This window comes from Aeromonas sp. 604282 (genome assembly GCF_049170575.1).
GTDB classification, from domain to species: domain Bacteria; phylum Pseudomonadota; class Gammaproteobacteria; order Enterobacterales; family Aeromonadaceae; genus Aeromonas; species Aeromonas veronii_A.
In genome coordinates this window covers 129,104-153,703 of record NZ_JAAKMV010000004.1, presented here as the reverse complement: position 1 = coordinate 153,703, position 24,600 = coordinate 129,104, and the positions used below count along the sequence as shown (strand labels likewise).

The following is a 24,600-nucleotide window of genomic DNA, read 5'->3' as shown; positions in this document are numbered from 1 at the left end:
CCCTCGGGTGGCCGTTTTACTGTGGGCCAGGGGGACTCTACCGCTTTGTTATGTTGGTATTTAATTGCTGGCTTTCTGAGTGAGATGGTTTTTTTGTATCGCTTTACGTCATTCAATGCGGTTAAAAATTCAAGAAAAAGAGGTGTTGTGATACATTCATCCCTGCATCATTTTGTTGTTTGAACGGGACTGACTCTTTGCTGCCTTCTGGTCGACTGTCGACCTGGACGATTGCCCTCGCTATCGCCAGCCTGCTGTGGTTTGCCGCTTTCGCTGCGGTAGGGGTCACTGCAACACCTCATCAGGCGTCGGTCAGGCAGAAGGTCTCGATGCAGTTGCATGAGCAATCCGATCCGGGATTGGTCAACAGTGTCGGCCTCCCCCCAACCTCCCAATGGCGACTCGGCTTCGAGCTGGGGCGGCGGCTCGAAGGGGCCACTCATCCCGAGCGCTATCAGATGGTGCTGGCCTGGTTCCAGCACGATATCCTCGGCCTGCTCTGCGGTCTGCTACTGGTTCTCCCTCTTCTCTATGTCAGGCAGCTCCCCGGCTACTTCGGTTATCTGCACCGACGGCTACTGCGCTGTCGCCACCTGCAATATCGTTTCTGTCACGGCGACTAGCTCACCCTGCTGGCGGGCGCCCATCCACCTTTTCACTCGGTTTGTAACGCTCCTGATTGACTGACGGGCAGGCTTGCACCTGTTGCCTGCGCTATATCGTCCGGTGTTGCGTCCGCGCTTCCTGTTGCTTCGTCCATGCTGCTGGCCATTGGCCAGAGGCAGACTTTCTCTTTGCGCAAACACCTGGTGAGCACACCTATGGACTACTACCTCAACCTGTTTATTCACTCAATCTTTGTCGAAAACCTCGCCCTGGCCTTCTTTCTGGGGATGTGTACCTTTCTGGCCGTCTCGAAGAACATCAACACCGCCTTTGGCCTTGGCATGACGATCCTGGTGGTGATGGTTATCGCCATTCCCCTCAATAACTTGATTTACCGCCATATCTTGCGGGCAGGCAGTACCTTTTTCGGTGAATTCGATCTGGGCTTTCTCGATTACATCATTTACATCGGGGTGCTGGCGGCGCTGGTGCAGGTGATGGAAATGGTGCTCGACAAGTACGTTCCGGCGCTCTATCAGGCGCTCGGCATCTATCTGCCGCTGTTGACGGTGCACTGTGCCATCTTCGGAGGGGTGATGTTTATGGCGCAGCGGGATTATGGTTTCATCGAGTCGCTAGTCTACAGCGCAGGCTCCGGACTTGGCTGGCTGCTGGCCATTGTCGCCATGGCCGGGCTGCGCCAGAAGCTGAAGTACGCCGATGTGCCCGAGGGGCTGCGGGGCATTGGTATCACTTTTATCGTGGCGGGGCTGATGTCCCTTGGCTTTATGTCCTTCTCCGGCATATCGATCTGATGAGGAGATGAAAAAACGAGGCGCCTGTGGGCGCCTCGCTGTTTATCGGAGATTGCGGGTGGTCGTTACAGCTCGCGGGCCCAGGGGTGTGCCTTGGGGCGCAGCGCCAGCGCCAGACCCAGCAGCAGCACGGTCAGGCCGTAGAGGGGCCAGGTGCCAAAGCGCATGTAGGGAGTCTCGCCGTGGGCGGGACGCACCTCGCTGCGCAGCACACCCGCTTCAAACTGCGGGATCTGGCCGATGATGCTGCCGTCAATCTCGGTAACAATAGTGATGCCGGTGTTGGTGTCGCGCAGCAGCGGACGAGCCAGCTCCAGCGCGCGCATCCGGGCGATCTCCATATGTTGCCAGGGGCCGATGCTGGTGCCGAACCAGGCATCGTTGGAGACGGTCAGCAGGAAGTCAGTATCGGCATTGACGTTGCGGCGCACCTCCTCCGGGAAGATGATCTCGTAGCAGATGGCGGCGGCGAACTTGAGCCCCTTGGCGATCAGATTTGGCTGCACTTCATCGCCCCGGCTGAAAGAGGACATCGGCAGATTGAAGAAGGGGGCGATGGGACGCAGCAGATCTTCAAACGGCACGAACTCGCCGATGGGCAGCAGGTGGTACTTGTTGTAACGGTTGGGGTGCCCGTAGAAGTAGGACTCCTTGCCATCCGCATCCTGTACCCCCATGCCGAGCACGGTATTGAAGAAGCGTCGTTGCTCGAAATCATAGTGAATGATCCCCGCCAGCAGACCGGTGTTGTTCACCTTCATCGCTTTGTCGAGGCTCTCCAGATAGGGGCCCATCTCCTTCTCGATGGCCGGGATGGCCGACTCCGGCCAGACGATGATATCGGCATCCTGATTCTCGCGGCTGAGATCCTGATATTTGCGCACCGTCGGCACCAGCGCCTCCGGATCCCACTTGAGGGACTGGGCGATATTGCCTTGCACCAGTGCTACCTTGACCGGCTCGCCACGGGTGACCCAACTGAGCTGCATCAGACCGTGGGCACCGGCTACCAGCAGAGCGGGCACTGCCAGCCAGAGCGGGGAGCGGGATTTCCACACCAGCCAGATGGCGGAGGCAGAGAGCAACAGGGCGAGGGTGATGCCCTGCACCCCGAAAATGGGAGCAAAGCCCCTGAGCGGGCCGTCGATCTGGCTGTAGCCAAACCAGAGCCAGGGGAAGCCTGTCATCACCCAGCCACGCAGCCAGTCCGCCAGCAGCCAGAGTGCCGGAAAGGCGAGCAGCCAGCGGCTCCAGTGACGGCTGCCAAAGAAGCGGGCGAAAACCCAGCAGGCGAGCGTCGGGTAGAGCGCCAGATAGGCGGATAGACCGGCCAGCAGTATAAAAGCGACCGGCAGCGGGATGCCGCCAAATTCGGTCATGCTGACGTGGATCCACCACAGGCCTGGTAAAAAGAGCCCCATGGCATAGCCAAAACCGCGCCAGGCGGCCTGCTTTGGCGTGGCTTTGTCCAGCAGGGCATAGAGGCCAAGCAGGGAGGGGAGCACCAGCGGCCAGTAGCCGAAGGGGGAGAAGGCCAGCACGGCGATGGCGCCAGAGGCCAATGCACTGAGGCTTAACAGAATTTTGGAAGTAACAGGGGATAATCTCACGGGCGATGGTGCTCGTCTTGGTGTGCAACTGGGGTCGAATGGCCGGTATCTTACCCCGTACGGCGGTTAACGGCGAGCCTCGCGCCATCCGGATAGCACAACGCCCCGCAGGCGGGGCGTTGTCAAAAGATCGCTGGCAGTTTACTGGGGTTCAGATTGTGCCACGACATGGTTCTCCGGGATCTTCACCTGCAACTGCTGCAGACGACGCCGGTCGGCATGCATCACCTTGAACAGGTAGCCATCCAGCTCAATCTCCTCGCCCTTTTTGGGCAGATGACTGAAGGCGTGCATCACCAGACCACCCACAGTATCCACCTCTTCATCGCTGAACTGGGTGCCGAAGAAGTCGTTGAAATCCTCGATCTCGGTAAGGGCACTGACCGAGAAGACCCGTTTGCTGATGCGGCGGATCTCGTCCGGCTCATCCTCGATGTCATCGAATTCGTCATCTATCTCGCCGACGATAAGCTCGAGAATGTCTTCAATGGTCACCAGACCGGAGACGCCACCAAATTCGTCGACCACGATGGCCATGTGGTAGCGCTCTTCACGGAACTCCTTGAGCAGACGGTCAACCCGTTTGCTCTCGGGCACGATCACCGTGGGGCGCAAGATTTTCTCGAGCTGCAGCGGCTCGCTGGCGTGATGGCCGCCAAACCCGAAGGGAAGCAGATCCTTGGCGAGCAGAATGCCCTCCACATGATCCTTGTCTTCGTTGATCACCGGGAAGCGGGAGTGACCGGACTCGATGATCACCGGCAGAATCGCATCCACCGGTTGGGACTTCTCGATGGTCACCATCTGGGAGCGGGGGATCATGATGTCTCGCACGCGAAGATCGGCGATCTCCAGCACCCCCTCGATCATGTCCTTGGTGTCCTGATCGATGAGGTCGCGCTCCTCGGCATCGGCTATCACGTCTACCAAATCGTTGCGGTCTTTTGGCTCGCCCTGGAAGAGTTGGCTGAGTTTGTCGAGCCAGGTTTTCTTCGGCGAGCCGGTACTAGGGTGATCGTCGGTCATTTTCTCTCTTGGTTACTCGCTTAAACACACTTGAAATTGTTCGGGTTATATAAGGATGGCCATCTGCTGTTTCAAGTCGATGACCATCCGGCGTTTTACTCTTCGTCGTTCAGATAGGGATCGGCAAAACCGAGCTCCTGCATGATGTCGCGCTCAAGCGCTTCCATCTCTTCGGCTTCCTCATCCTCGATATGGTCATAACCTAGCAGATGCAGACTGCCGTGCACAACCATGTGGGCCCAGTGGGCCATGACGGGCTTGCCCTGCTCTTGGGCCTCACGCTCCACCACCTGACGGCAGATCACCAGATCGCCCAGCAGCGGCAGCTCCAGACCGGGTGGCGCCTCGAACGGGAAGGAGAGCACGTTGGTGGGCTTGTCCTTGCCGCGATAGGTGAGGTTGAGCTCGTTGCTCTCCGCCTCGTCGACGATGCGCACCGTCACTTCAGCCTCTTGCTGGAAGCCGAGAATGGTGCCGTCGAGCCAGCCTTGCAGCTGGGCCTCGCTTGGCAGGCCTTCGGTGCTGGCACTGGCCAGTTGCAGATCCAGGGTTACGCTCATTGCTCGCTCTCTTTGCCGATGCTCTCTTTCCCAAAAATGGGGGCTGCTTTTTCCGCTGCCTGTTTGGCATCGAATGCCTCGTAAGCCTGCACGATACGGGCCACCACCGGGTGGCGAACCACGTCTTTGGACTCGAAGAAGTTGAACGACAGACCATCGACCCCTGGCAGTACTTCCAGCGCATGGCGCAGGCCGGATTTGGCATTGCGCGGCAGGTCTACCTGGGTGATGTCACCGGTGACCACCGCCTTGGAGTTGAAGCCGATGCGGGTGAGGAACATCTTCATCTGCTCGGTGGTGGTGTTCTGGGCCTCATCGAGAATGATAAAGGCGTCATTGAGGGTTCTTCCGCGCATATAGGCGAGCGGTGCCACTTCGATGATGTTGCGCTCCATCAGTTTCTCGACCCGCTCAAAGCCCAGCATTTCAAACAGGGCGTCGTATAGCGGGCGCAGGTAAGGGTCGACCTTTTGGGAGAGATCGCCGGGCAGGAAACCAAGCTTCTCGCCCGCTTCCACCGCTGGACGGGTCAGCAGAATGCGGCGAATTTCCTGACGCTCCAGTGCATCCACTGCCGCCGCCACCGCCAGATAGGTCTTGCCTGTTCCTGCAGGGCCTATGCCGAAACAGATATCGTGGCGCACGATGTTGGCGATGTACTGGGCCTGATTGGGGCTGCGTGGCTTGATGAGACCGCGCTTGGTCTTGACTGTCACCTCTTTGCCATAGGGGATGCTCGGCGCCGGTTCCTCATCCTGTTCCAGCACCCGAGACTCCTGAATGGCCAGATGGACCATGTCGGGGGTGATGTCGGTCACCTTGCCGCCTTTGAGGGGCTGGGTTTCCACATAGAGGTGCTTGAGGATAACGGCAGCGGCATCCAGTTGGGCTGGTTTGCCCACCAGCTGGAAGTGGTTGTCACGGTAGCTGATCTCGACGCCGAGGCGGCGCTCCAGCTGCTTGATGTTGTCATCGAACGGACCGCACAGACTGGCGAGACGCTGGTTGTCGGCAGGATCCAGATGCAGATTCAGGGTCGAGATGTGTCGGCTCACAATATCCTCGTATCGGGGCGCTCCCCATCCGCCAAGCGGATAGGGAGGGAAAATTAATGGGGAGTGAAGGCAGCTACACCCAGCTCGTCCGGCACATTGTCTGGGCGACGGGCCAGGATCTCGCTCGGGGCGGTGGCGATGCGCAGGTTCATCTCGTTCTCGCCGCGGATGAATTTGCCGCGCAGGGAGTTGGGACGTACTTCGGTGATCTCCACGTCGGCAAAGCCGCCGATCAGGGTGTGCGGACCTTCGAAGTTGACCACCCGGTTGTTCTCGGTGCGGCCGCACAACTGCATCGGGTCGAGCTTGGAGGGCCCTTCCACCAGAATACGCTGGGTAGTGCCCAGCATAGCGCGGCCAATCTGCATCGCCTGGTTGTTGATGACGTGCTGCAGGCGGCTCAGACGGGCTTTCTTCACCTCCATGTCGACGTCATCGGGCAGGTCGGCGGCAGGGGTTCCGGGGCGTGGGCTATAGATGAAGCTGAAGCTCATGTCGAAGTTGATCTCTTCGATGAGTTTCATGGTTGCCTCGAAATCCTCATCCGTCTCGTTCGGGAAGCCGACGATGAAGTCCGAACTGATGGTGATGTCGGGACGGGCGGCGCGCAGGCGACGGATCTTGGACTTGTACTCCAGCACGGTGTGCGGGCGCTTCATCATGGTAAGAATGCGGTCGGAGCCGCTCTGCACCGGCAGGTGAAGGAAGCTGACCACTTCCGGGGTGTCCTTGTAGACCTCGATGATGTCGTCGGTGAACTCGATGGGGTGACTGGTGGTGTAGCGAATGCGATCGATGCCGTCGATGGCGGCCACCAGCCGCAGAAGCTCGGCGAAGGTGCAGATGCCACCGTCGAAGGTCGAGCCCCGGTAGGCGTTGACGTTCTGGCCGAGCAGGTTTACTTCGCGTACGCCCTGTTGGGCGAGCTGGGCGATCTCATAGAGCACGTCGTCCAGCGGTCGGCTTACCTCCTCGCCGCGGGTGTAGGGCACCACGCAGAAGGAGCAGTATTTGGAACAGCCTTCCATGATGGAAACGAAGGCGGTCGCCCCTTCGGCGCGCGGCTCGGGCAGGCTGTCAAACTTCTCGATTTCGGGGAAGGCGACGTCAACCTGGGCGCCGCGCCCTTCCTGTACCTGCTTGATCATGGTGGGCAGGCGATGCAGGGTTTGCGGGCCGAACACGATGTCCACATAGGGGGCACGAGTGCGGATGTTGTCCCCCTCCTGGGAGGCGACGCAGCCGCCCACGCCGATCACCAGACCGGGTTTGTTTGCCTTGAGCTTTTTCCAGCGACCCAGCTGGTGAAACACCTTCTCCTGCGCTTTTTCGCGGATGGAGCAGGTATTGAGCAGCAAAACGTCTGCCTCTTCGGGCTCTTCGGTAAGCGTGTAGCCATTGCTGGCATCCAACAGGTCGGCCATTTTGGACGAGTCGTACTCGTTCATCTGGCAACCCCAGGTTTTAATGTGAAGTTTTTTGCTCATTGCTTCTCTTGACTTGTTTTGAATGCGGCATGGTCAAAGGACCGCGCATTTTACTCCGCAATCGTGAGACTGCCTAGCGAATATCCAATTTGCCCCCTTTTCCCAGAGGGGTGATTGCATGCGGGGAAAATCGGCTTTCTCCTTGATTTGACGCAGCAATTCTCAAATCCCTTCACTGTTTATCCCGCTCCCTTGCGCTATCATGCAGCCATCCGGTTCACGTCCGGGCGCTGTCGCCGGACGCACCCTTTCAGGAATCAATCTATGGAACAGTGTGATATCGCCATCGTCGGCGCCGGTATGGTGGGCGCAGCTACCGCCAGCCTGCTGGCGGCCCAAGGCCTCTCTGTGCGGGTCATCGAGACGCAACTGCCAGAGCAATACGCGCCAGAGCAGCCGCTGGATCTGCGGGTTTCCGCCATCAGTCAGGCTTCGGTGGCGCTGCTGGAGCAGGCTGGCGCCTGGCACCATCTGCAGCAGATGCGGCTCTGCCCCTATCGCCGGCTGGAGACCTGGGAGCTGGACGGTTTTGCCACCCGCTTCAATTCCGCCGACCTTGGCCTGCCCCAGCTTGGCTACATCATCGAAAACCGGCTGGTACAGCTCGCCCTGCTCAAGCGGATGGAGGATTTTCCCACCATCCAGACCCACACTCCGGCGGCGGTGACCAGCCTGCGCCAGGGTGCGGATGAAGCTGTGTTGACTCTGGATGATGGCACCGAGCTGGCCGCCCGCTGGGTGCTGGCTTGCGACGGTGCCGAATCCCATACCCGCAAGCTGGCGGGTATTGGCGTATCGCGCTTCGAGTATCGCCAGCACTGCATGCTGATCAATATCGACACCGACTTCGCGCAGGAAGATATCACCTGGCAGCAGTTCACCCCGAGTGGTCCGCGTGCCTTCCTGCCGCTGCCCGGCCAGCACGGCTCTCTGGTGTGGTATGACAGCCCGGCCCGTATCCGGGCGCTGGTTGCCATGAGCAACGAAGGGCTTGCCGCCGAGGTGTGCCGCCACTTCCCGAGCCGGCTCGGCGGGTTTACCGTCACCGGCAAGGGGAGCTTCCCGCTGGTGCGCCGTCACGCCAACGACTATCACGCCGGTCGGGTGGTGCTGCTCGGCGATGCCGCCCACACCATCAACCCGCTGGCGGGGCAGGGGGTCAACCTCGGCTTCAAGGATGTAGCCTGCTGGGTCGAGCTGCTGCAAGGGGCTGGCGCTGACTGGCATCAGCTGGCGCTGGCCGAGCGTTACGAGCGGCGCCGTCGTCCCGACAACCTGTTGATGCAGTCGGGGATGGATCTCTTCTATGGGGTGTTCAGCAACGAGATTGGCCCTCTCAAGCTGGCCCGCAATCTGGCCCTCAATCTGGCGGACAAGGCAGGCCCGCTCAAGGAGATGGCGCTACGCTATGCGCTGGGGCTGGTTTGACCGGTTGGAACCAGATATCACGGGCTGAATTTGCGAAGGAGCAAAGGTGATGAACAAGGCACTGCTGGTGATCGATTTTATCAACGATATTGCCCATCCCGACGGGCGCATCGCCGCCTCGGCGGCCCATGTGCTGGAGCAGGATGCCATTGGCCACGCCAATCAGGCGCTGGCCCATGCCCGTGCCCACGGTTGGCTGGTGGTGCTGATCAAGGTGGGCTTCGACGGCGGCTATCAGCTGCAACCCAAGGGGTCTCCCATGTTTGGTCGAGCTAACCAGCTGGGGGCGCTCTCCCTGGCTGACAGTGGCACCGATTTTCACCCGGAGCTGGATGTGCAGCCCGGCGATCTGGTACTGGTCAAGCCCAGAGTGAGCCCCTTCTATGGCACGGCGCTGGAGCCTGCGCTGCGGGCCAACCACATCAATCACCTCTATCTATGCGGGGTGAGCACCAGCTGGGCCATTCAGGCGGCGGCACGGGATGGCCATGACAGGGACTACGCCATCACCATTCTGGAGGATGCCTGCGCCGCCGCCGATGCCACCGAACACCACTCCTCGCTGCGGATGCTGGGTCGCATCGCCGAGATCATCAAGGTTGCCCAACTGGCCTGAAGCCCACCGCAGGCTGCGCCCGATCACCGTTTTGAGATTTAATTTGCTGCTCCCTGTCGGGCCGCAGTGCTTTTGGGCAACATGATGATTGGGCAAGAGAGTGCTCACATGGATAACAACAGGGATGAACAGATGCGTTATCAGGGACGGATCGCGAGCTGGAACGAGGCGCGCGGCTTTGGATTTATTACGCCGGAACAAAATGGCGATGAGCAGGCATCTCATGGCGTGCGTGGTGGGCTCTTTGTGCATATCACGGCGCTGCAATCAGATGGCCCTGCCCCCGAGCCGGGGGAGCGCGTCACCTATCTGATCGGTAGTGGCCAGGATGGCAAGCTGCGGGCGCTGCAGGTTTTTTTCCCCGATCGTCCGCTCACGTTGGCGGATGCCGGGCCAGTGGCCGCGTCATTTTCTGCATCATCAGCAGCAAGGTCAGCAACACCATCGGCAACTCCATCATGGCGGGCGGCAAGTCAGCCGCCACGACCCACCGTGACCAGAGAGCGACGTAACCCCTATCGGCGCCGCAAGAGCAGTTGGCGCGGCAAACTTATTCCCCTGCTGGTGCTCGCTGGCCTTTTTTCTATCTACTCACGCTTCTCGGCCGAGTCGATTGCGCCCTTGCCGGTCTCCTCTTTCAATCAGGAGGAGGCCAGCACCACGGTCAGCAGGCCACAGGCAACCACATTTATTCGTCAGTGTGATGGCCGGCAGCATTGTTCCCAGATGACATCCTGCGAGGAGGCGACCTGGTTTTTGCAACATTGCCCGAACACCAAAATGGACGGAGAGGGCGATGGCATCCCCTGTGAAGATCAGTGGTGTGGGCATTAAATGTTACTTATCAGTCAAATACATTCATAACGTGCTTTTGCTATCTGGTTCGGGGTTATTGGCCTGAAACCTTGCCGGATGGTGTGCATGATGAAATTTGGTCTCAGTTGGCCAAGTGGAAATTGGGTGCTTTACTCTATCTGCTGACTTAATAGTTAATAGATGGCGATACGCCACTTTTGCCACAGGATGGCCATCATGGTGGATGATATACAGAGGCCGCGAAGTCACTTCGCCGAGCGAGCTCATTATCTGGCTGCGCTGCTGGATTCGCTGGAAGACCAGATATCGGTGATAGACCGGGATGGCGTGATTCATTACACCAATCTCGCTTGGGATCTGTTTGCCGAGCAAAACGGCATGCCCCAAGGGTATGACTGGCTCGGGGTTAACTACATCGGGGTGTGTGACAGCTCTGACGAGCCGCTGGCGCGCAGCGCAGTGGAGGGGATCCGCCGGGTGCTGCGTCGTGTTCAGGAGAAGTTCTATCTGGAGTACCCTTGCCACAGCCCTGATACCCAGCGCTGGTTTATGATGAGGGTGGCGCCAGTTATCGGCGTCGATGACGAATTTTATGCCATTGCTCATATCAATATCACTGAGCGCAAACGGCTTGAACTGGAAGTCGCCAACCTCTCCCAGCATGATCCCCTGACCGGACTGGCCAACCGGCGGTTGTTCAACAGCTTCCTGCACAACGAGTGGCGCCGCAGCGTGCGCGAACATACCCCGCTCTCCCTCATCATGCTCGATCTCGATAACTTCAAGGCGTGCAATGACTACCTTGGCCATCAGCAAGGGGACTGCTCCCTGCTGCTGATTTCCCGTCTGCTGCAAGCCTTCTGCCAGCGCCCGGCGGATTTGCCCTGTCGCTTTGGTGGTGACGAGTTTGCTCTGATCCTGGGTAATACCAACAGAGAGGCTGCGCTGACACTGGGGGAGATGATCCGCGAGGCCATCAATGAGCTCGGCATAGTGGTGAAGGAGGAGATCCGCCTTAGCGCCAGCATTGGCATTGCCACACGCAACAGCGATCTGCCGCTCGCCAGTGAAGGGGATCTGCTGGCCGCCGCCGATGCGGCGCTCTATAGCGCCAAGGGGGCGGGCAAAAACCGCAGCCACTGTGTCAACTGTTGATCCGAATTGCCGCTCTGGTTTTGCATGCGCCCCCTTCCGGGGGCGCACTGTTTTGGTTGGGTATTGAACAACCCATAGTCGCAGCCATCAGCGCTCGGGCGTGGCCGAGATCGGCGTGGGGTGCGCGGCGATCACCAGCTTGACGAAGCTGTCGCGGATGGGGTCGGCAAAGAGGGGATTCCATACCAGACTGACCTCCCACTCGGAATTGGGGCCAGAGAGAGGATAGAGGGTAACGTCAGGGCCGGCGATAAAGCTGACGCTGCGCGGCAGGATGGCGTTGCCGATCCCGGCGGCGACCAGCGCTACCAGCGTCTGGATATCTTCGGCCTCCTGGATCATCCCGGTCAGCCGGTTGGCGCCGAGAAAGCTGGCGATCTGCTGGCTGAGGCCGGGGCAGCGGTGGCCCACCATCTGCAGCAGCGGCTGGCTGGTCAATGCCTGCTGGAGATCAAACGCAGCCGGATCTGGCTGGGTCATCCGGGTTGGCACCGCCAGCACCAGCCGATCAATCAGCAACCTGTGTTCGCGCAACTGCGGCAGATGCGGGCGGCGCATAAAGCCAAGCTGGAGTTGACCGGAGAGCAGTTGCTCCTGCTGGATGGCGGAGGGCATATCCTGCAGATGCACCATCACATCGGGCACCTGCTGTTTAAAGCGGGCGACCAGCGAGGGGGCCAGTGCAAAGCTCGACAGACCAAAACCAATCTTGAGCCGACCGGCTACCCCGCTCGCCACCGCCAGCGCATGGCTCTCGAACTCCCGCCCGTGTTCGACCAGCGCACTTGCCTGGGTCAACAGTTGGGCGCCGACGGCGGTCAGTTCTGCGCCGTGGCGACCGCGATTGAACAGGGTGCTGCCGAGGGTCTGCTCCAATCCCTGGATCTGCTTGGTGAGGGCGGGCTGGGTAATGAAGAGGCGATTGGCCGCTTCCCGGTAGTTGGCGGTCTCGGCCAGCATCACGAACGCCTGCAGTTGTTTGAGGTCGAATTTCATTCCGTTTGATTATCGAAAGTGGTCATTTACTCATTATAAATTATCTAAATGCCCTGTTCTAATGGCGCTGAAAGGGGGAGTCGAGTCCCCTCCGGTCTGGAACAAGGAGTCATATCATGTCTACCCAACGCTATCTCTTTTTGATGAAAGGCACCCTGGTGCTGGCCCAACCGCTGGCCGCGCCAGAAACGGGGGAGCTGCTCGCCAGCCTGCTGCAACAGGGGTTTGTGGTCGGCCCGCTGCAGGTGTGGGCTGGCAGCGCCGAACAGGCGCTCGCCTGTTATGAACGTGCCGCCCAGCAGCAGGCTTTTGCCGATGCGTTGCAGGGAGCTGAGCCTGAGCTTGCGGGAGTATCGGCATGATTACCGGCATGAGTCGCGAACCGGCCGTTTGTACAGGCGCCACAAAAACCGTGGCGGTCGCCGCCCTGCTGCTCGATATGGATGGCACTCTGGTCTGCTCGACCGACGATGTGGAGCTGGTATGGCGGATCTGGTGTCGTGAGCATCAGCTCGATCCCGAGCCGGTGCTGGCGATGTGCCACGGCATGCGCTCGCGGGAGGTGATCCGGGCGCTGGCCCCGCAACTGGATGTGGAGCGGGAGGCGGCGCGCCTCGACGAGCTGGAGATGCTGCACACTGGCGGCGATGCCATCGCCGGATGTGGCGAGTTGCTGCGCCGCTTGCCACCACTGCGCTGGGCCATCGTGACCTCCGCCAGTGAGCGGGTTGCCCGTCACCGCCTGCATTGTGCCGGTTTGCCGCTGCCCAACCTGCTGGTGGGGGCCGAAGCTGTGGTCCATGGCAAACCCGATCCCGAGCCCTATCTGCTGGGGGCTGAACGGCTTGGTGTCTCACCCGCTCGTTGTCTGGTGTTCGAGGATGCCTCGGCCGGTATCGAGAGCGCCCTGAACGCAGGCTGCGCCGTGGTACAGGTGGGGGGCGATGCGCCACTCAATCCGGCGGTGGTGGCGGTGATCCGCGACTGGCGCGAGGTGAAGGTGGAGATCGGAGAGACATCTCTGCTGGTGACGTTGCCTGCTTGAGCGATGGAGAGAGCACATTGCAGCCACAGCCTGCCGCAATAAAAACGCCCCCGATCTGCGGGGGCGTTTTGCCATCTGACCGTTATTTGAAAACGCGGAAACGGGTAGCGTCGTCGATAAAGGTCTTGTCGCCGGCCGGTTGCTTGATACTGCCAAAGGGCATCTGGGCACGCAGCAGCCAGCTGGCGGGCAGGTTCCACTCCTTGCGTACCGCCTCGTCGATGAGGGGGTTGTAGTGCTGCAGGGAGGCGCCGACTTTTTCCTGCGCCAGCGTCGTCCAGACCGCAAACTGGGCGATGCCGGTGGCATGTTCCGACCAGATGGGGAAGTTGTCGGCGTAGAGGGTGAATTTTTGCTGCAGATCCTTGATGACGTCGGTGTCTTCGAAGAACAGCACGGTACCAAAGCCTGCGCGGAAGCTGCCATCTACCTTGGCTTCACTCTGGGCGTAGGCTTCCGGCGGCACAATCTTTTTCAGCTCGGCTTTGACGATATCCCACAGCTTGTGATGCTGGGCGCCAAACAGGATGACGGCACGGGAGCTCTGGGAGTTGAAGGAGGAGGGGCTGTGCCTGATGGCATCCTGGATCAGGGCTGTCAGCTGCTCCGGTGTATGGGACACCTGGTCGCCCAGGGCATAGATGGTACGACGTGCTTTGATCTGTTCGATAAACGGACTGCTCATAACATCTCCTTGTTCTGCTTGGCGTTGCAGCCGGTGATGGACGGTGTGTCCAGCGCCGGCCGCGTCAGGTATAGACTATAACACCCGCAATGCAGAGCGGGGTTAACCCGGGGTAACTAGCGTTTTTCCTGTCAGTTGATATTCGTTTGCGAACCTTGATGTTTTGTTAGTATTGGAAATGTCATTAAAGGGGCGTTGAAGTGATATTAATCAATGATTCACTCTCCTTTCTCTCGCACAATCCCGCTCTGTTTTCCCCTGTTCGGATGTCATGTGAGCCGCTCGTATCTCAACAAGCGTTACTATGTGCTGGCCCCCCTCTCCGCACTGCTTGGCTTGTTGATCCTGATCGTGACGATCATCATGGCCATTGCCAGCTATCTGCGGGATATCGACATGACGGTATCCGGCTTCGGTCACATGGCTTCCTCCGTTGAGGCGTCCTTGATCCACGAGATGGTGAAGGTCAATGAGCGGCAACTGGCAGTGCTGGAGGGCTCCCTAGACAAGGAGAAGATAGCCCGCGGCGAGCCGGCCGACTCTCCCATCTGGGCTATTGCCCATCAGATCAAGCCCGGCAACCACTATATCTACTTTTACAACCTGAAAGCGGATCGCATCGACAGTTACCCGGAGTGGCTCGCGCCCCCAGGTTATAAGGCAGCGCTGCGCCCCTGGTATCAGGTGACCGCCATGCCGGGCGACGAGCCCGTCTGGTTTGGCCCCTACCCTGAATACAATACTCAGGAGCTGATTCTCAGCCTGATCAAACGGGTGAGGGACGAGCAGGGGCAGTTGCTGGGTCTGCTGATGGTTGACATGTCATTCGACTCGCTGCAGCAGGCGCTGCAGCGCACGGTCGGTAGTAATCAGGCGGCACTCTATCTGACCTTGCGTGACACTGAGCAGCTGGTAGTGGGCAGCAATATGGATCTGCTGGCGACCAACACCATCAAGCAGCATCAGAGTCAGCAGTGGCTCGGCCTGGATGTGCTGTGGCATGGGACTTATATCAAGCGTGAGCTGGCGGATATTGGTTGGGATCTCAACATCTATCTGCCGCCAGTACTGTTTCGTGACAGCCTCTACGATGCGTTGCAGATGGTGGTTTTTCCACTGCTCTCTCTGTTTGCCATCTGGTGTTGCAGCCTGAGTCTGCTGGTGCGGATCTTCCGCCAGGAGCAGGAGCTGGTGTCGGGCTCATTGACCGGCATCGTGCGCGATCTGGAGCGTTCAGCGCCTGTCAGTGAGCCCAAGACCTGGTTCGTGCGGCGCAGCCTGAACGAGATCGATCAGGTCAGGGTCAGTTTTCTCAAGGGGCAGGATGCGCTGTTGCGGGATCCCCTGACCGGTATCATGAACCGACGAGCCTTCGAGCAGCACAAGGCGGCACTGGAGCAGAGGGGGGCGTGCTTCTGGCTGCTGCTGTTTGATGTCGATCACTTCAAGGGGGTCAACGACAGCCAGGGCCATGCCTTCGGCGATCAGGTGCTGTGTCGGGTGGCCAACTGTCTTGCTGATGTGCTGGGGGTGAGTACGGTTTACCGGATAGGTGGGGATGAATTTGCCGCTCTGCTGCAACAGCCACAGGATGAGTTGGCGGAGAAACTCGGTTGTCTGCTTGAACTGGTGCGTCAGCAACAGTGGCGTGAACACCATGGGCCGATCACCCTGAGTGCCGGCGGCGCCTGCCATTCTCCTGCCGCTGGCCCTATCTTCGAGCGGGCTGATGCTGCCCTCTACCGCAGCAAGGAGGCTGGCCGGAACTGCTGGCATTTGGCGGATGAGGCTGCTGACTGACAGCTTTTGTCCCAGCGCGGCGGGCCTGTGCCGGGACACGACAACCAGATTGTGGGTCACCCAGCCGTAATAGTTTGGCTTTTTGGTGATTTTAATCTTTAAATTCAATCGCTTGATTTTACTCTTCCATTTTTGGCAGTAGCCGTGCGGCCATTGACTGTCGCATCCCTCATTTCTGCTGGCTGGCGAACCCCGTGGCGCTTTGTATAGTGCCGCTGAATATTAATCAGGTTTGACAGGAGTACCCATGGAGATGAATTCGCGCGCGCTTCGCGCACTGGCCCTGTTGGGCGCCTTGCTCGCTGGCAGTACGACCGTGCACGCCTCCGAGACCCTCAATACCATTCTCGGTGGCGGCGCAGGCGGGGTGGCGGGCACCATGATCGGCAAGGAGTTGGGGGGCGATACCGGTGCGCTGGTTGGTGCGGCCATTGGCGGCGCAGCTGGTGGTGCGGCGACGGCCAACAAGGGCAACAAGAATGAAGCGGCCCTTGGCGGCGCGGTGGGGGCGCTGGGCGGTGCTGCCATCGGCAAGAGTGTCGGTGGCGATACCGGTCAGCTGATCGGCGCCGGGGTCGGCGGGGCGAGCGGTTCAGCCATCGGTGCCAAGACCGGCGATGGCCACAAGAGCCAGGATCGTTATTACGATGATGACGATGATCATCACCATCACAAGCACCACAAGAAGTACAAAAAGCATAAGAAGCACAGATGGCATGACGACGATTGATGCGTGTGCAGTGAGTGAGTGCGGAAGATGCAAAACGGGGCCTGTTGGCCCCGTTGTGCATTGTGTGGTGACTCGATCGTGCAGTCACACCAGCCGGTGCTGGCGGCGACCGGCGGCAAAGGCGTTGATGTTGTCGATCAGCTGGTCGGCCAGTCGCTGCATCGACTCTTCGCTGGCCCAGGCCACATGGGGGGTCAGAATGAAGTGAGGGTATTGCAGCGCCTTCATCAGGGGATGGTCGGGGGGCGGCGGTTCGACGCTTGCCACATCGAAACCGGCACCGCCGAGGCGGCCGTTGGCCAGCGCCCGCAGCAGCGCCTCCTCATCCACCAGACCGCCACGGCCGACGTTGATCAGCAGGGCGCCCGGTTTCATCAAGCCCAGCTCCCGCTCGCCAATCAGGTTGCGGGTGTAAGGGGTGAGCGGGCAGTGCAGGCTGATCACATCCGAGCTTTGCAGCAGCTCGTCGAGCGGCAGGCGATCTTCGTCGTGGCTGCCACCGATCTGGCTCTGTGCATAACGCACCGTCATCCCCATTCCCTTGGCCCGCTCGCCGAGCGCCTGACCGAGGGTTCCCTTGCCGATGATGCCAAGCTGCTTGCCGTGCAGATCCATGATGTTGTGGTCGAAGAAGCAGAACTGACCGCTCTGTTGCCAGCGCCCCTCCAGCAACGACTGGCGCCAGCAGAAGAGGTTGCGCGACAGGGCCAGCATCAGCGCCATGGCGTGTTCCGGCACCGAGGGGCCCGAGTAGTTGCGGATATTGCACACCCCGACGTTGGCGGCGCGGCACGCCTCCAGATCCACGTTGTCGCTGCCGGTGGCGGCGAGCGCTATGAGTTTGAGCTCCGGTAGCTGGGCCAGCTCGGCGGCGCCGATCCGTACTTTGTTGATGATGGCAATACTGGCATCTTTCAGCCGCTCGACTACCTGTTCCGGGGCCGTGCTGGGATAACTCTGCCAGTGGTGGGGGAAGTCGGGATGACGCAGGGTGATGCCCGCATCCAGGGTATCGCTGTCGAGAAATACGATTTGCTGCATGGTCCTTCCTGCCATTTTTCCGGTGTCGAGGGATCATGATGCCAAACAGGATACAGTCATTGCCAGCTCGCCGCTGTGTCATGGCTGGGCTTTATCCGGCAGATGTGAGCTTGCGCGCTTTATTGCGCCACGCTAGCGGCCGGTTTAGAGCCAGCCCAGATGGTTGAGCCAGCCCTGAATGCGGGTGGGGGTCTCCTCCAGCTCCATCAGGGCGTAGGGGCGATAGTTGAGCTTGTTGCTGCGCCGGCTCTCGCTTTTGCGGGCCTCGGCGGCCAGCAGTGGCCAGCGGCCGCCATCCTCCTGATAGAGGTCCAGGGTGGGGATGGCCGCCTGAGCCACCTGTTTGGCCAGGGTCTGGTTGCTCTGCTGATTGGGGAAGAAGCCATCGAGCAGCACCAGCGCGTCGGGGGCGGGCAACTGTTCGCTGGCGATGAGGTTGGCAGTCCAGGCGGCGCCGGTACCTTGCGCCAGGATCAGCTTGAAGCCCCCCTCCTGCAGCTTGGCATCGGCCAGCTTGCTGATCCGCTCGGCAAACTGCTTGCGAAACTCATCGCTGTTTTTCGCTTTTTTCTCGGCGGCTGGGTCCAGTTCGGTCTGCTGGGGGGAGGGCAGCAGCAGCAGGGTATCAAAGCCCAGTCGGCTGAGGGCGCGAGTCAGTTGCCAGAGTTGGCCGCTGCGCTGCCAGTCGGGCAGTAAAATGGCGAGCCCCAGATAGTTTTCACTGTCGTGTTTGGCGAACAGCACCGTCTGCTTGTCGATCTGGGTAGCATCGGGCAACCCTTTCCAGTCGCTGGCTTGCCAGTGGTCGAGGGGCATAGGTTCGGCAACGGGGGGGGCGACCTCGCTCGCCTCTGCCCCATGGCCAGCCAGCAAGGTCAATAACAGCAGTGATAAGGATAATCTGGCCATAGTGTGCTCCCCCGGTTATCTGGGTTAGCGGCGGCGGCGGGATTTTCTGAAGGCGGGCGGTGTGATGGCAACTCGGAGGCAATAAAAAAGCGAGCCGGTGGCTCGCTTTTTTGTAATCAATTCAAAGCGGTCAATTAGTTGACGCGACGCTTGAATTCGCCGGTGCGGGTATCGATTTCGATCTTGTCACCGATCTCTACGAAAGCGGCAACAGCCAGCTCGTAGGTAGTGCCTTTCAGACGGGCAGGCTTGGTCACTTTACCGGAGGTGTCGCCACGGGCAGCCGGCTCGGTGTACTCAACTTCACGCACGATGGTGGTCGGCAGTTCTACGGAGATGGCTTTCTCGTTGTAGAAAGTCACTTCGCAGATGTCTTCCATGCCGTCTACCAGGTAGTTCAGCACGTCACCCAGGTTGTCTTTCTCTACGTCGTACTGGTTGTACTCGGTGTCCATAAAGACATACAGGGGGTCGGAGAAGTAGGAGTAGGTGCACTCTTTACGTTCCAGCTGAACAACGTCCAGCTTGTCGTCGGCCTTGAAGACGGTCTCGGTAGCGCTGCCGTTCAGCAGGCCCTTCAGCTTCATTTTGACCACGGCGGAGTTACGGCCGGATTTGTTGAATTCAGCCTTTTGAACCACCATCGGCTCGGTGCCGATCATGACTACGTTACCAGCGCGGATTTCCTGTGCGGTTTTCATGTAAAAAATTCCTGTTCGTGAAACGGACGGATAAAAACTGCCAGATTATATACGGCTTTCTAAAAATTTCACCAACCGTGTGACGAGATCCCCATCCCGGAGCAACTTCTGTGACCAGCTTCGCCCATGTTGCTGCCAAATGGCGCTATATCGTGGCCATTGGGTCCAAAGTTCGCGGCAATCTTCACCACGGTTGAGAGCCAGATTAAAGCGGCGTAGCCATTGGCCGCACTCGGCGGGTAGATCGGATAAGTAGTGGTCAAGGAACTGCTCCAGCTTGACCAGATGGGCCTCCTCCTCCTGTTGGTAGATGTGCCAGAGGAAAGGACGTGCTGCCCACTGGGCCCGCACGAAGGAGTCCTCCCCGCGCACCAGATTGAGATCGCAGCTCCACAGCAGTCGATCGTAACCGGCCTGATCGGTCATCGGCAGCAGCTTGATGGTGAGGTTGCCCGAGTGGAGCAGATCCCCCGCCCTGGCGGTGGTGATGGTATCTTCAAGGCTCGCGCCGCGCAGCACATCTTGCAGCGAGCGCCCCAGCGGCAGCAGCAGGGTGACGGGCGTGGTGCTCTGGCACCAGCTCTCGACCAGGCTTTGCAGTGCATCGCTCTCGTAGGTAAAGAGGCTGACCCGCAGCTCGTTCTCTTGTCTGGGCGGCAAACCGAGGCTGGCCCAGTAGGCGGTAAGTCCCGCATCATCTTGCTGCCACCGCTCCTGTTCGGCGATGAGGTCGTGCTCGCACAAAAGGCCGCCGGTTTTAGCGGTAAAGCCTGGGAAGAAGAAGTATTTGTTGAGGCTTTTATTGCCAACCCGCTGGGGCGAGGCGAGGCCGTGGCAATCCTCTACCCAGCTCTCCGCCGAGAGGTACTCCAGATTGATCCAGCATGGGGGGCTGGGTTGGCTCGCCATCAGCTCTATGAAGAGGTTGGGCAGCTCGCAGGCAAAAGCCTCGATCACCACTCTGGCCGGGGTCATGTCGGTCGGCAGGGTCTCATGCCAGTGCTGGATATAGATGCCATCGACCCACTGGCCATCCTGCGCTGGGTCGAGCTTGGGGCAGATGCGGGCGAAACTTTCCAGATCGTCCACCCAAAGCCGCACCTGAACCTCATTGCCATGTGCCGCAATATTCCCCTCCCGCTTTAACTGGCGGGCAAGTCGCCAGGTGACGCCGATGTCACCGAAGTTGTCGACGACGCAACAGAAGATGTCCCAGTCAAACGGGGGCAGGGGAGTGGTCATGGCTTGGGATCCCAGATGCAAAAAAACCGGTGCGCAGGGTAGCACACCGGTTGACTGGCTTCTAACCGTCAGCGTGTGACGGCGGTCTGTGGCAGGTTACTCCTTGCCGTAGACGTTGTTCTCTTGCTCACGCACCCGGATAAAGGTGGTGCGCTTGGTGAGCTCTTTCAGCTGGCTGGCGCCCACGTAGGTACAGGTGGAGCGCACGCCACCCAGAATGTCGCGCACGGCATTCTCGACCGGGCCGCGGTAGGGCAGCAGCACGGTTTTACCCTCGGAGGCGCGGTATTCCGCGACGCCGCCGGCGTGCTTGTCCATGGCGCTGGAGGAGCTCATGCCGTAGAACTTCATGAAGGGTTCGCCGTCTACATCGACGATCTCGCCACCGCACTCCTCGTGGGCTGCCAGCATGCCTCCCAGCATCACGAAGTCGGCGCCGCCGCCGAACGCTTTGGCGACGTCGCCTGGGCAGGTGCAGCCGCCGTCACCGACGATCTGGCCGCCGAGGCCGTGGGCCGCATCGGCACACTCGATGATGGCGGATAGCTGCGGGTAACCGACACCGGTCTTGACGCGAGTGGTGCAGACGGAGCCCGGGCCGATGCCGACCTTGACGATGTCGGCGCCAGAGAGGATCAGCTCTTCGACCATCTCGCCGGTCACCACGTTGCCCGCTAGAATGACGTGGTTGGGGCAGGCTTCACGGATTTTGCGCACGAATTCGACGAAGTGTTCGGAGTAGCCGTTGGCCACATCGACACAGATGAAGCGCAGCGCTTCGGACATGGCGAGGATTTGGCGGGTCTTGGCGAAATCTTCCGCCGAGGTGCCGGTGGAGACCATCACGTGGCTCAGCAGTGCCGGATCGGTCTCGTTGACGAAAGCTTGCCACTGCTCAAGGCTGTAGTGCTTGTGTACCGCGGTCATCATCTCGAAACCGGCCAGCGTGCGCGCCATGGCGAAGCTGCCGACGGTATCCATGTTGGCGGCGATAACGGGTACGCCTTGCCATTGGGTCTGAGTGTGTTTGAAGGTGAACTGACGGGTCAGGCTTACTTGGGAACGGCTCTTGAGAGTAGAGCGCTTGGGGCGGAACAGGACATCCTTGAAACCGAGCTTCAAGTCTTCTTCGATACGCATTACAAATTCCTTATTGAGCCTTGTTGAAAGTCACTTTTGCAGTGGCAAATTTTCGGCAGGCGCAAAAAAACCGGTGGTTTTCAGGCCCTCCGGTTTACAACAGTGTAGGCAAAAATCCCTTCAGAACAAGACTGATAATTCGCTCATTGTTGTGGTAGCCTTTGGCGTCACAACCTGAGGTTAACCACCAGTTTCATCCAGCACCGTTCGGTGCCTTGCTCTCCTACGATATTCCCGCCCGCTTGGGCCGCCATTCGGCCACTCTTTGTCGTCTCTCTCCTGACCCGCCAGATATTATCCAAGTAGCTGAAATAAATCGGATTGACCCACAATGGGACTGTGGTAGATCTGGGCGCAGGATTGACAAGGCAGGGCAGTAAAATGGGCAAGATGATGGTGGGGATCACCCTGATGCTGGCACTGTGTGGCAGTGCGCTGGCAGAGACCCCGACCAGCTATGGCTGGATCGAGAAGGGACTTATTTTGCCCACCGGCGTGGCGGTGAAGATGAAACTCGACACCGGGGCGCTCACCTCTTCCCTCGATGCACGCTCTATCACCAGATTCAAACGGGATGGCAAGCCCTGGGTGCGCTTCATGTTGGTGGTGACCGATGCCGACAGCGGCAAACTGGTCAAACAACAGTTCGAACGGCGGGTCGAGCGCAGCGTGACGGTGCGTGGGGCGGGCGGCATGGAGCAGCGGCCAACGGTGACCATGTCCATCTGTCTGGGGGACAAGGTGTATGAGGAGTGGTTCACCCTGCGGGATCGCAGCAAGATGATCTATCCGGTGCTGCTGGGCCGACGTCTGCTGGCGGAGCTGGGCCCGGTGGACTCCAGTCGAACCTTTACCGTGCAGCCAGATTGTCATTGAAAGTAAAGAGCCCGCATCGCGGGCTCTTTACTTATCGCTTATCTTGCCGGCGGCAGCGGGAGCAGCACGCTCACCTCCAGCCCTCCTTCCGGTCGGTTGTGGACATCGAGGTCGGCGCCGTGCAACTGGGCGATACGTGAAACGATGGCCATGCCGAGACCCACGCCATCCCCCTGCTGGGGATTGACTCGAAAGAAGCGTTCACACAGCCGGCTCAAGGCGTTGGTGGGGATGCCGGGGCCGTTGTCGCTTACATCCACCCTCACCCGGTTACCCTCTCGCTGAACTCGCACCCTGATCTCGCCCTCCGGCTGGGTATAGCGCAGCGCATTGTCGATCAGGTTGCTGAACAGCAGCTCGAGCAGGGTGGCCTGCCCCATCACCAGCTGCGGCACTTCACACTCCAGCGACAGCTGCTGATCCTTCTTGAGAGCGATGGGTGCCAGGGTCGCGAGGGTGCCTTGCAGCAGGTGTCCCACCTCCAGTTCGGTCAGTACCAGTCCCTGCTGGTTGTCGATACGGGCCTGGGTCAGCAGTTGGCGGATCAGCCGATCGCTGCGGTCGAGTGCCTGCAGCATTTTGTGCAAGGATTGCTGGCGGCTCTCTTCATCTTCGGCAGCCAGGGCATTTTCACTGTGGATCCGCAGCACCGCCAGCGGGGTGCGTAGCTCGTGTGCCGCCTCGTTGGTGAACTGCTTCTCCCGCTCTATGGTCTCTGCCAGCGCCTGCATCAGGCGGTTGATCTCGTTGGTGAGGGGGGTCAACTCCTGAGCGCTTATCTTGAGGCTGAGTGGGCTCAGGTTGGCGGGGTGGCGTTCGCTAATGGCCTGTGCCAGTTGGCGCAGTGGTGCCAGCCCGCGGGTGATGAGCCACCAGAGCAGGGCTAGCAGGAACGGCAGGGTGATCAGCAGCGGCAGCATGGTAAGGGTGGCCATCTTGCTGGCCAGTTCGCTGCGCTCGTCGTCCCGCTCGGCCACCACCAGCCAGGTCTGCTTCTGCTCGTTGTAGAGGGTGAAGGTGCGCCACTGATGTCCATCCTTCTCTACCGTGTTGAACCCGAGAGCCAGCTCAACCAGTGGCTGGGCCGGAGCGCTGGGGGCACGCAGCAGCAGGCCGCCCTTTCCATCGAGGAGCTGGAAGTAGAGGTTACGTTCGAACTCGTGGCCGTAGGGAGTGAGTTCCCGATCTTCGCCGGTCAGGTTGAGGCCGGGATCTTTTTGCCACTCGTCGGGATTTTGCGCCTCCCACTCCTGATAGACGGTGCCGTTGGCGGGCAGTTGCCCCTGCTGTGCCAGGTAGCGGACCAGCAGCTGGTTGGTGATACGGGCTGACTGGGCGAGGCGGGCATCAAACAGCTCCTCCATCTCGTGGCTCGCCTCCATGTAGCCGATAAAGGCACTGATGGTGAGACTCAGGCTCACCAGCGTCAGGATGCCGGTGAGCAGAAAGCGGCGAATGGAGCGGGGACGTTTCATCGTGCTGATGTCCGGCTTGGTTGTTCGAGCTGGGGAATGATGTAGCCGACTCCACGAATATTGCGGATGAGGTCGCTGTAGAACTTCTTGCGCAGATGGTGGATATGCACCTCCACCGCGTTGCTCTCGGCACCTTCATCCCAGCCATAGAGGCTCTGTTGCAGCTGATCTCGACTAAGTACCCGGCCGCTCTGGCTGATCAGCTCCTGCAGCAGCTTGTATTCGTGGGGGGTGAGTTTGACCGCCTCCCCCTGATAGGTGACCTGCTGGGATTCGGGATAGATGAGAATATCGCCATACTCCAGTACTGCCTGGGCCTGCCCCTTGCTTCGGCGTACCAGGGCGCGCAGACGGGCGTTGAGTTCCTGCAGGGCGAAGGGTTTGACCATGTAGTCGTCGGAGCCGGCATCAAGGCCGATCACCCTATCATCCAGCGCATCGCGGGCGGTGAGGATCAGCACCGGCAGCTGGTGGCCTTCCCGGCGCAGTTTGCGCAGCAGGCTGAGGCCGTCGATGTCGGGCAGGTTGAGATCGAGGATCAGGGCGGCGAACTCGTCACTTTTGAGGGCAGCCAGAGCGGGCAAGCCCTGTTGCAGCCAATCCACCGTGTAGCCGCTATGGCGCAGGGCATCCTGCATACCGTCACCCAGCATCACATCATCTTCTACCAGCAGGATCCGCATTCTTTTCTCCCTTTTTTGTCGGCTGTGGCGATGTGGTTCAGTCGCCAAGGTTGACCGTGGCATAAAGAACGCTGCCCACCAGTATGCAAGCTGGTGGGCAGAG

Annotated in this window: 25 protein-coding genes; 11 read left to right on the top strand and 14 right to left on the bottom strand. The window is 59.8% G+C overall.

Annotation, left to right across the window (positions count from 1 at the left end; translation table 11 throughout):
- Nucleotides 1-197 precede the first annotated feature (197 nt).
- Together G5367_RS07305 and nqrE are read left to right on the top strand one after the other, a co-directional pair.
- On the top strand, nucleotides 198-623 hold the full coding sequence (locus G5367_RS07305; RefSeq protein WP_236348389.1) for a hypothetical protein: 426 nt from the start codon (nucleotides 198-200) through the stop codon (nucleotides 621-623).
- A 198-nt stretch (nucleotides 624-821) separates the two neighbouring features.
- The gene (gene nqrE, locus G5367_RS07300) at nucleotides 822-1,421 is read left to right on the top strand and encodes an NADH:ubiquinone reductase (Na(+)-transporting) subunit E (RefSeq protein ID WP_421244191.1); all 600 of its coding nucleotides are present in this window, start codon (nucleotides 822-824) and stop codon (nucleotides 1,419-1,421) included.
- Nucleotides 1,422-1,486: 65 nt separating this feature from the next.
- Here the strand turns inward: nqrE and lnt are convergent, their stop codons facing one another.
- The 5 genes from lnt to miaB all read right to left on the bottom strand — a co-directional run bounded on the left by lnt (nucleotide 1,487) and on the right by miaB (nucleotide 7,159).
- Nucleotides 1,487-3,031 carry an apolipoprotein N-acyltransferase gene (gene lnt, locus G5367_RS07295; protein WP_421212317.1) on the bottom strand — a complete coding sequence of 515 codons (1,545 nt, stop codon included), beginning with the start codon at nucleotides 3,029-3,031 and terminating at the stop codon, nucleotides 1,487-1,489.
- Nucleotides 3,032-3,172: 141 nt separating this feature from the next.
- Entirely contained in the window at nucleotides 3,173-4,057 is an 885-nt protein-coding gene (corC, locus tag G5367_RS07290; RefSeq protein ID WP_421212316.1) for a CNNM family magnesium/cobalt transport protein CorC, read from the bottom strand.
- A 95-nt stretch (nucleotides 4,058-4,152) separates the two neighbouring features.
- A complete protein-coding gene (gene ybeY / locus G5367_RS07285; RefSeq protein ID WP_216978183.1) occupies nucleotides 4,153-4,617 on the bottom strand; it encodes an rRNA maturation RNase YbeY in 465 nt (154 codons plus the stop codon).
- Entirely contained in the window at nucleotides 4,614-5,672 is a 1,059-nt protein-coding gene (locus G5367_RS07280) for a PhoH family protein (RefSeq protein WP_216978184.1), read from the bottom strand. Before G5367_RS07280 ends, ybeY begins: the two co-directional genes overlap by 4 nt.
- Nucleotides 5,673-5,725: 53 nt before the next feature.
- Nucleotides 5,726-7,159 (bottom strand): tRNA (N6-isopentenyl adenosine(37)-C2)-methylthiotransferase MiaB, encoded by a 1,434-nt coding sequence (gene miaB, locus G5367_RS07275; protein WP_005348044.1) that lies wholly within the window; start codon nucleotides 7,157-7,159, stop codon nucleotides 5,726-5,728.
- A 264-nt stretch (nucleotides 7,160-7,423) separates the two neighbouring features.
- Here miaB and G5367_RS07270 point away from each other — a divergent pair, with 264 nt between their 5' ends.
- The 4 genes from G5367_RS07270 (at nucleotide 7,424) to G5367_RS07255 (ending at nucleotide 11,174) form a co-directional block, all read left to right on the top strand.
- Nucleotides 7,424-8,587, top strand: a complete 1,164-nt coding sequence (locus G5367_RS07270) for an FAD-dependent monooxygenase (protein WP_421244192.1) — start codon at nucleotides 7,424-7,426, stop codon at nucleotides 8,585-8,587.
- A gap of 49 nt (nucleotides 8,588-8,636) precedes the next feature.
- A complete protein-coding gene (locus G5367_RS07265) occupies nucleotides 8,637-9,203 on the top strand; it encodes a cysteine hydrolase family protein (protein WP_005348040.1) in 567 nt (188 codons plus the stop codon).
- A gap of 132 nt (nucleotides 9,204-9,335) precedes the next feature.
- Nucleotides 9,336-10,037, top strand: a complete 702-nt coding sequence (locus G5367_RS07260) for an excalibur calcium-binding domain-containing protein (protein ID WP_421244193.1) — start codon at nucleotides 9,336-9,338, stop codon at nucleotides 10,035-10,037.
- A 198-nt stretch (nucleotides 10,038-10,235) separates the two neighbouring features.
- Nucleotides 10,236-11,174 (top strand): diguanylate cyclase, encoded by a 939-nt coding sequence (locus G5367_RS07255; protein ID WP_421244194.1) that lies wholly within the window; start codon nucleotides 10,236-10,238, stop codon nucleotides 11,172-11,174.
- 87 nt (nucleotides 11,175-11,261) lie between these two features.
- On the opposite strand, the gene G5367_RS07250 is transcribed toward G5367_RS07255, so the two are convergent.
- On the bottom strand, nucleotides 11,262-12,170 hold the full coding sequence (locus tag G5367_RS07250; protein WP_421244195.1) for a LysR family transcriptional regulator: 909 nt from the start codon (nucleotides 12,168-12,170) through the stop codon (nucleotides 11,262-11,264).
- A gap of 116 nt (nucleotides 12,171-12,286) precedes the next feature.
- Between G5367_RS07250 and G5367_RS07245 the strand changes: the two genes are divergently transcribed.
- Together G5367_RS07245 and G5367_RS07240 are read left to right on the top strand one after the other, a co-directional pair.
- The gene (locus tag G5367_RS07245) at nucleotides 12,287-12,532 is read left to right on the top strand and encodes a hypothetical protein (RefSeq protein ID WP_005348031.1); all 246 of its coding nucleotides are present in this window, start codon (nucleotides 12,287-12,289) and stop codon (nucleotides 12,530-12,532) included.
- Nucleotides 12,529-13,215, top strand: coding sequence for an HAD-IA family hydrolase (locus tag G5367_RS07240; RefSeq protein WP_421244196.1), 687 nt, complete (start codon nucleotides 12,529-12,531; stop codon nucleotides 13,213-13,215). The genes G5367_RS07245 and G5367_RS07240 overlap by 4 nt, the downstream gene beginning before the upstream one ends.
- An 82-nt stretch (nucleotides 13,216-13,297) precedes the next feature.
- Here G5367_RS07240 and G5367_RS07235 read toward each other — a convergent pair whose 3' ends face one another.
- On the bottom strand, nucleotides 13,298-13,900 hold the full coding sequence (locus G5367_RS07235) for a nitroreductase family protein (protein ID WP_416244647.1): 603 nt from the start codon (nucleotides 13,898-13,900) through the stop codon (nucleotides 13,298-13,300).
- 273 nt (nucleotides 13,901-14,173) lie between these two features.
- Between G5367_RS07235 and G5367_RS07230 the strand changes: the two genes are divergently transcribed.
- Nucleotides 14,174-15,700, top strand: coding sequence for a sensor domain-containing diguanylate cyclase (locus G5367_RS07230; RefSeq protein WP_194495483.1), 1,527 nt, complete (start codon nucleotides 14,174-14,176; stop codon nucleotides 15,698-15,700).
- A 247-nt stretch (nucleotides 15,701-15,947) separates the two neighbouring features.
- Nucleotides 15,948-16,430, top strand: coding sequence for a YMGG-like glycine zipper-containing protein (locus G5367_RS07225; RefSeq protein WP_100645283.1), 483 nt, complete (start codon nucleotides 15,948-15,950; stop codon nucleotides 16,428-16,430).
- An 84-nt stretch (nucleotides 16,431-16,514) separates the two neighbouring features.
- Here G5367_RS07225 and G5367_RS07220 read toward each other — a convergent pair whose 3' ends face one another.
- The 5 genes from G5367_RS07220 to G5367_RS07200 form a co-directional block, all read right to left on the bottom strand.
- Nucleotides 16,515-17,471 (bottom strand): D-2-hydroxyacid dehydrogenase, encoded by a 957-nt coding sequence (locus G5367_RS07220; protein WP_421212304.1) that lies wholly within the window; start codon nucleotides 17,469-17,471, stop codon nucleotides 16,515-16,517.
- Between the two features lie 144 nt (nucleotides 17,472-17,615).
- Complete coding sequence (locus G5367_RS07215) at nucleotides 17,616-18,380, bottom strand: DUF3530 family protein (protein WP_164536241.1); 765 nt, start codon at nucleotides 18,378-18,380, stop codon at nucleotides 17,616-17,618.
- Nucleotides 18,381-18,514: 134 nt separating this feature from the next.
- Nucleotides 18,515-19,081: an elongation factor P gene (gene efp / locus G5367_RS07210; protein ID WP_005362323.1), complete on the bottom strand. Its 567-nt coding sequence runs from the start codon at nucleotides 19,079-19,081 to the stop codon at nucleotides 18,515-18,517.
- Nucleotides 19,082-19,126: 45 nt separating this feature from the next.
- On the bottom strand, nucleotides 19,127-20,323 hold the full coding sequence (gene earP / locus G5367_RS07205; RefSeq protein WP_216961267.1) for an elongation factor P maturation arginine rhamnosyltransferase EarP: 1,197 nt from the start codon (nucleotides 20,321-20,323) through the stop codon (nucleotides 19,127-19,129).
- A gap of 96 nt (nucleotides 20,324-20,419) precedes the next feature.
- The gene (locus tag G5367_RS07200) at nucleotides 20,420-21,463 is read right to left on the bottom strand and encodes a GMP reductase (RefSeq protein WP_201961079.1); all 1,044 of its coding nucleotides are present in this window, start codon (nucleotides 21,461-21,463) and stop codon (nucleotides 20,420-20,422) included.
- A 381-nt stretch (nucleotides 21,464-21,844) separates the two neighbouring features.
- Between G5367_RS07200 and G5367_RS07195 the strand changes: the two genes are divergently transcribed.
- Complete coding sequence (locus G5367_RS07195) at nucleotides 21,845-22,339, top strand: ATP-dependent zinc protease (protein ID WP_081990717.1); 495 nt, start codon at nucleotides 21,845-21,847, stop codon at nucleotides 22,337-22,339.
- Between the two features lie 38 nt (nucleotides 22,340-22,377).
- On the opposite strand, the gene G5367_RS07190 is transcribed toward G5367_RS07195, so the two are convergent.
- Nucleotides 22,378-23,814: an ATP-binding protein gene (locus G5367_RS07190; RefSeq protein ID WP_216978195.1), complete on the bottom strand. Its 1,437-nt coding sequence runs from the start codon at nucleotides 23,812-23,814 to the stop codon at nucleotides 22,378-22,380.
- Nucleotides 23,811-24,497 carry a response regulator gene (locus G5367_RS07185; RefSeq protein ID WP_005348007.1) on the bottom strand — a complete coding sequence of 229 codons (687 nt, stop codon included), beginning with the start codon at nucleotides 24,495-24,497 and terminating at the stop codon, nucleotides 23,811-23,813. Before G5367_RS07185 ends, G5367_RS07190 begins: the two co-directional genes overlap by 4 nt.
- Nucleotides 24,498-24,600: the final 103 nt, after the last annotated feature.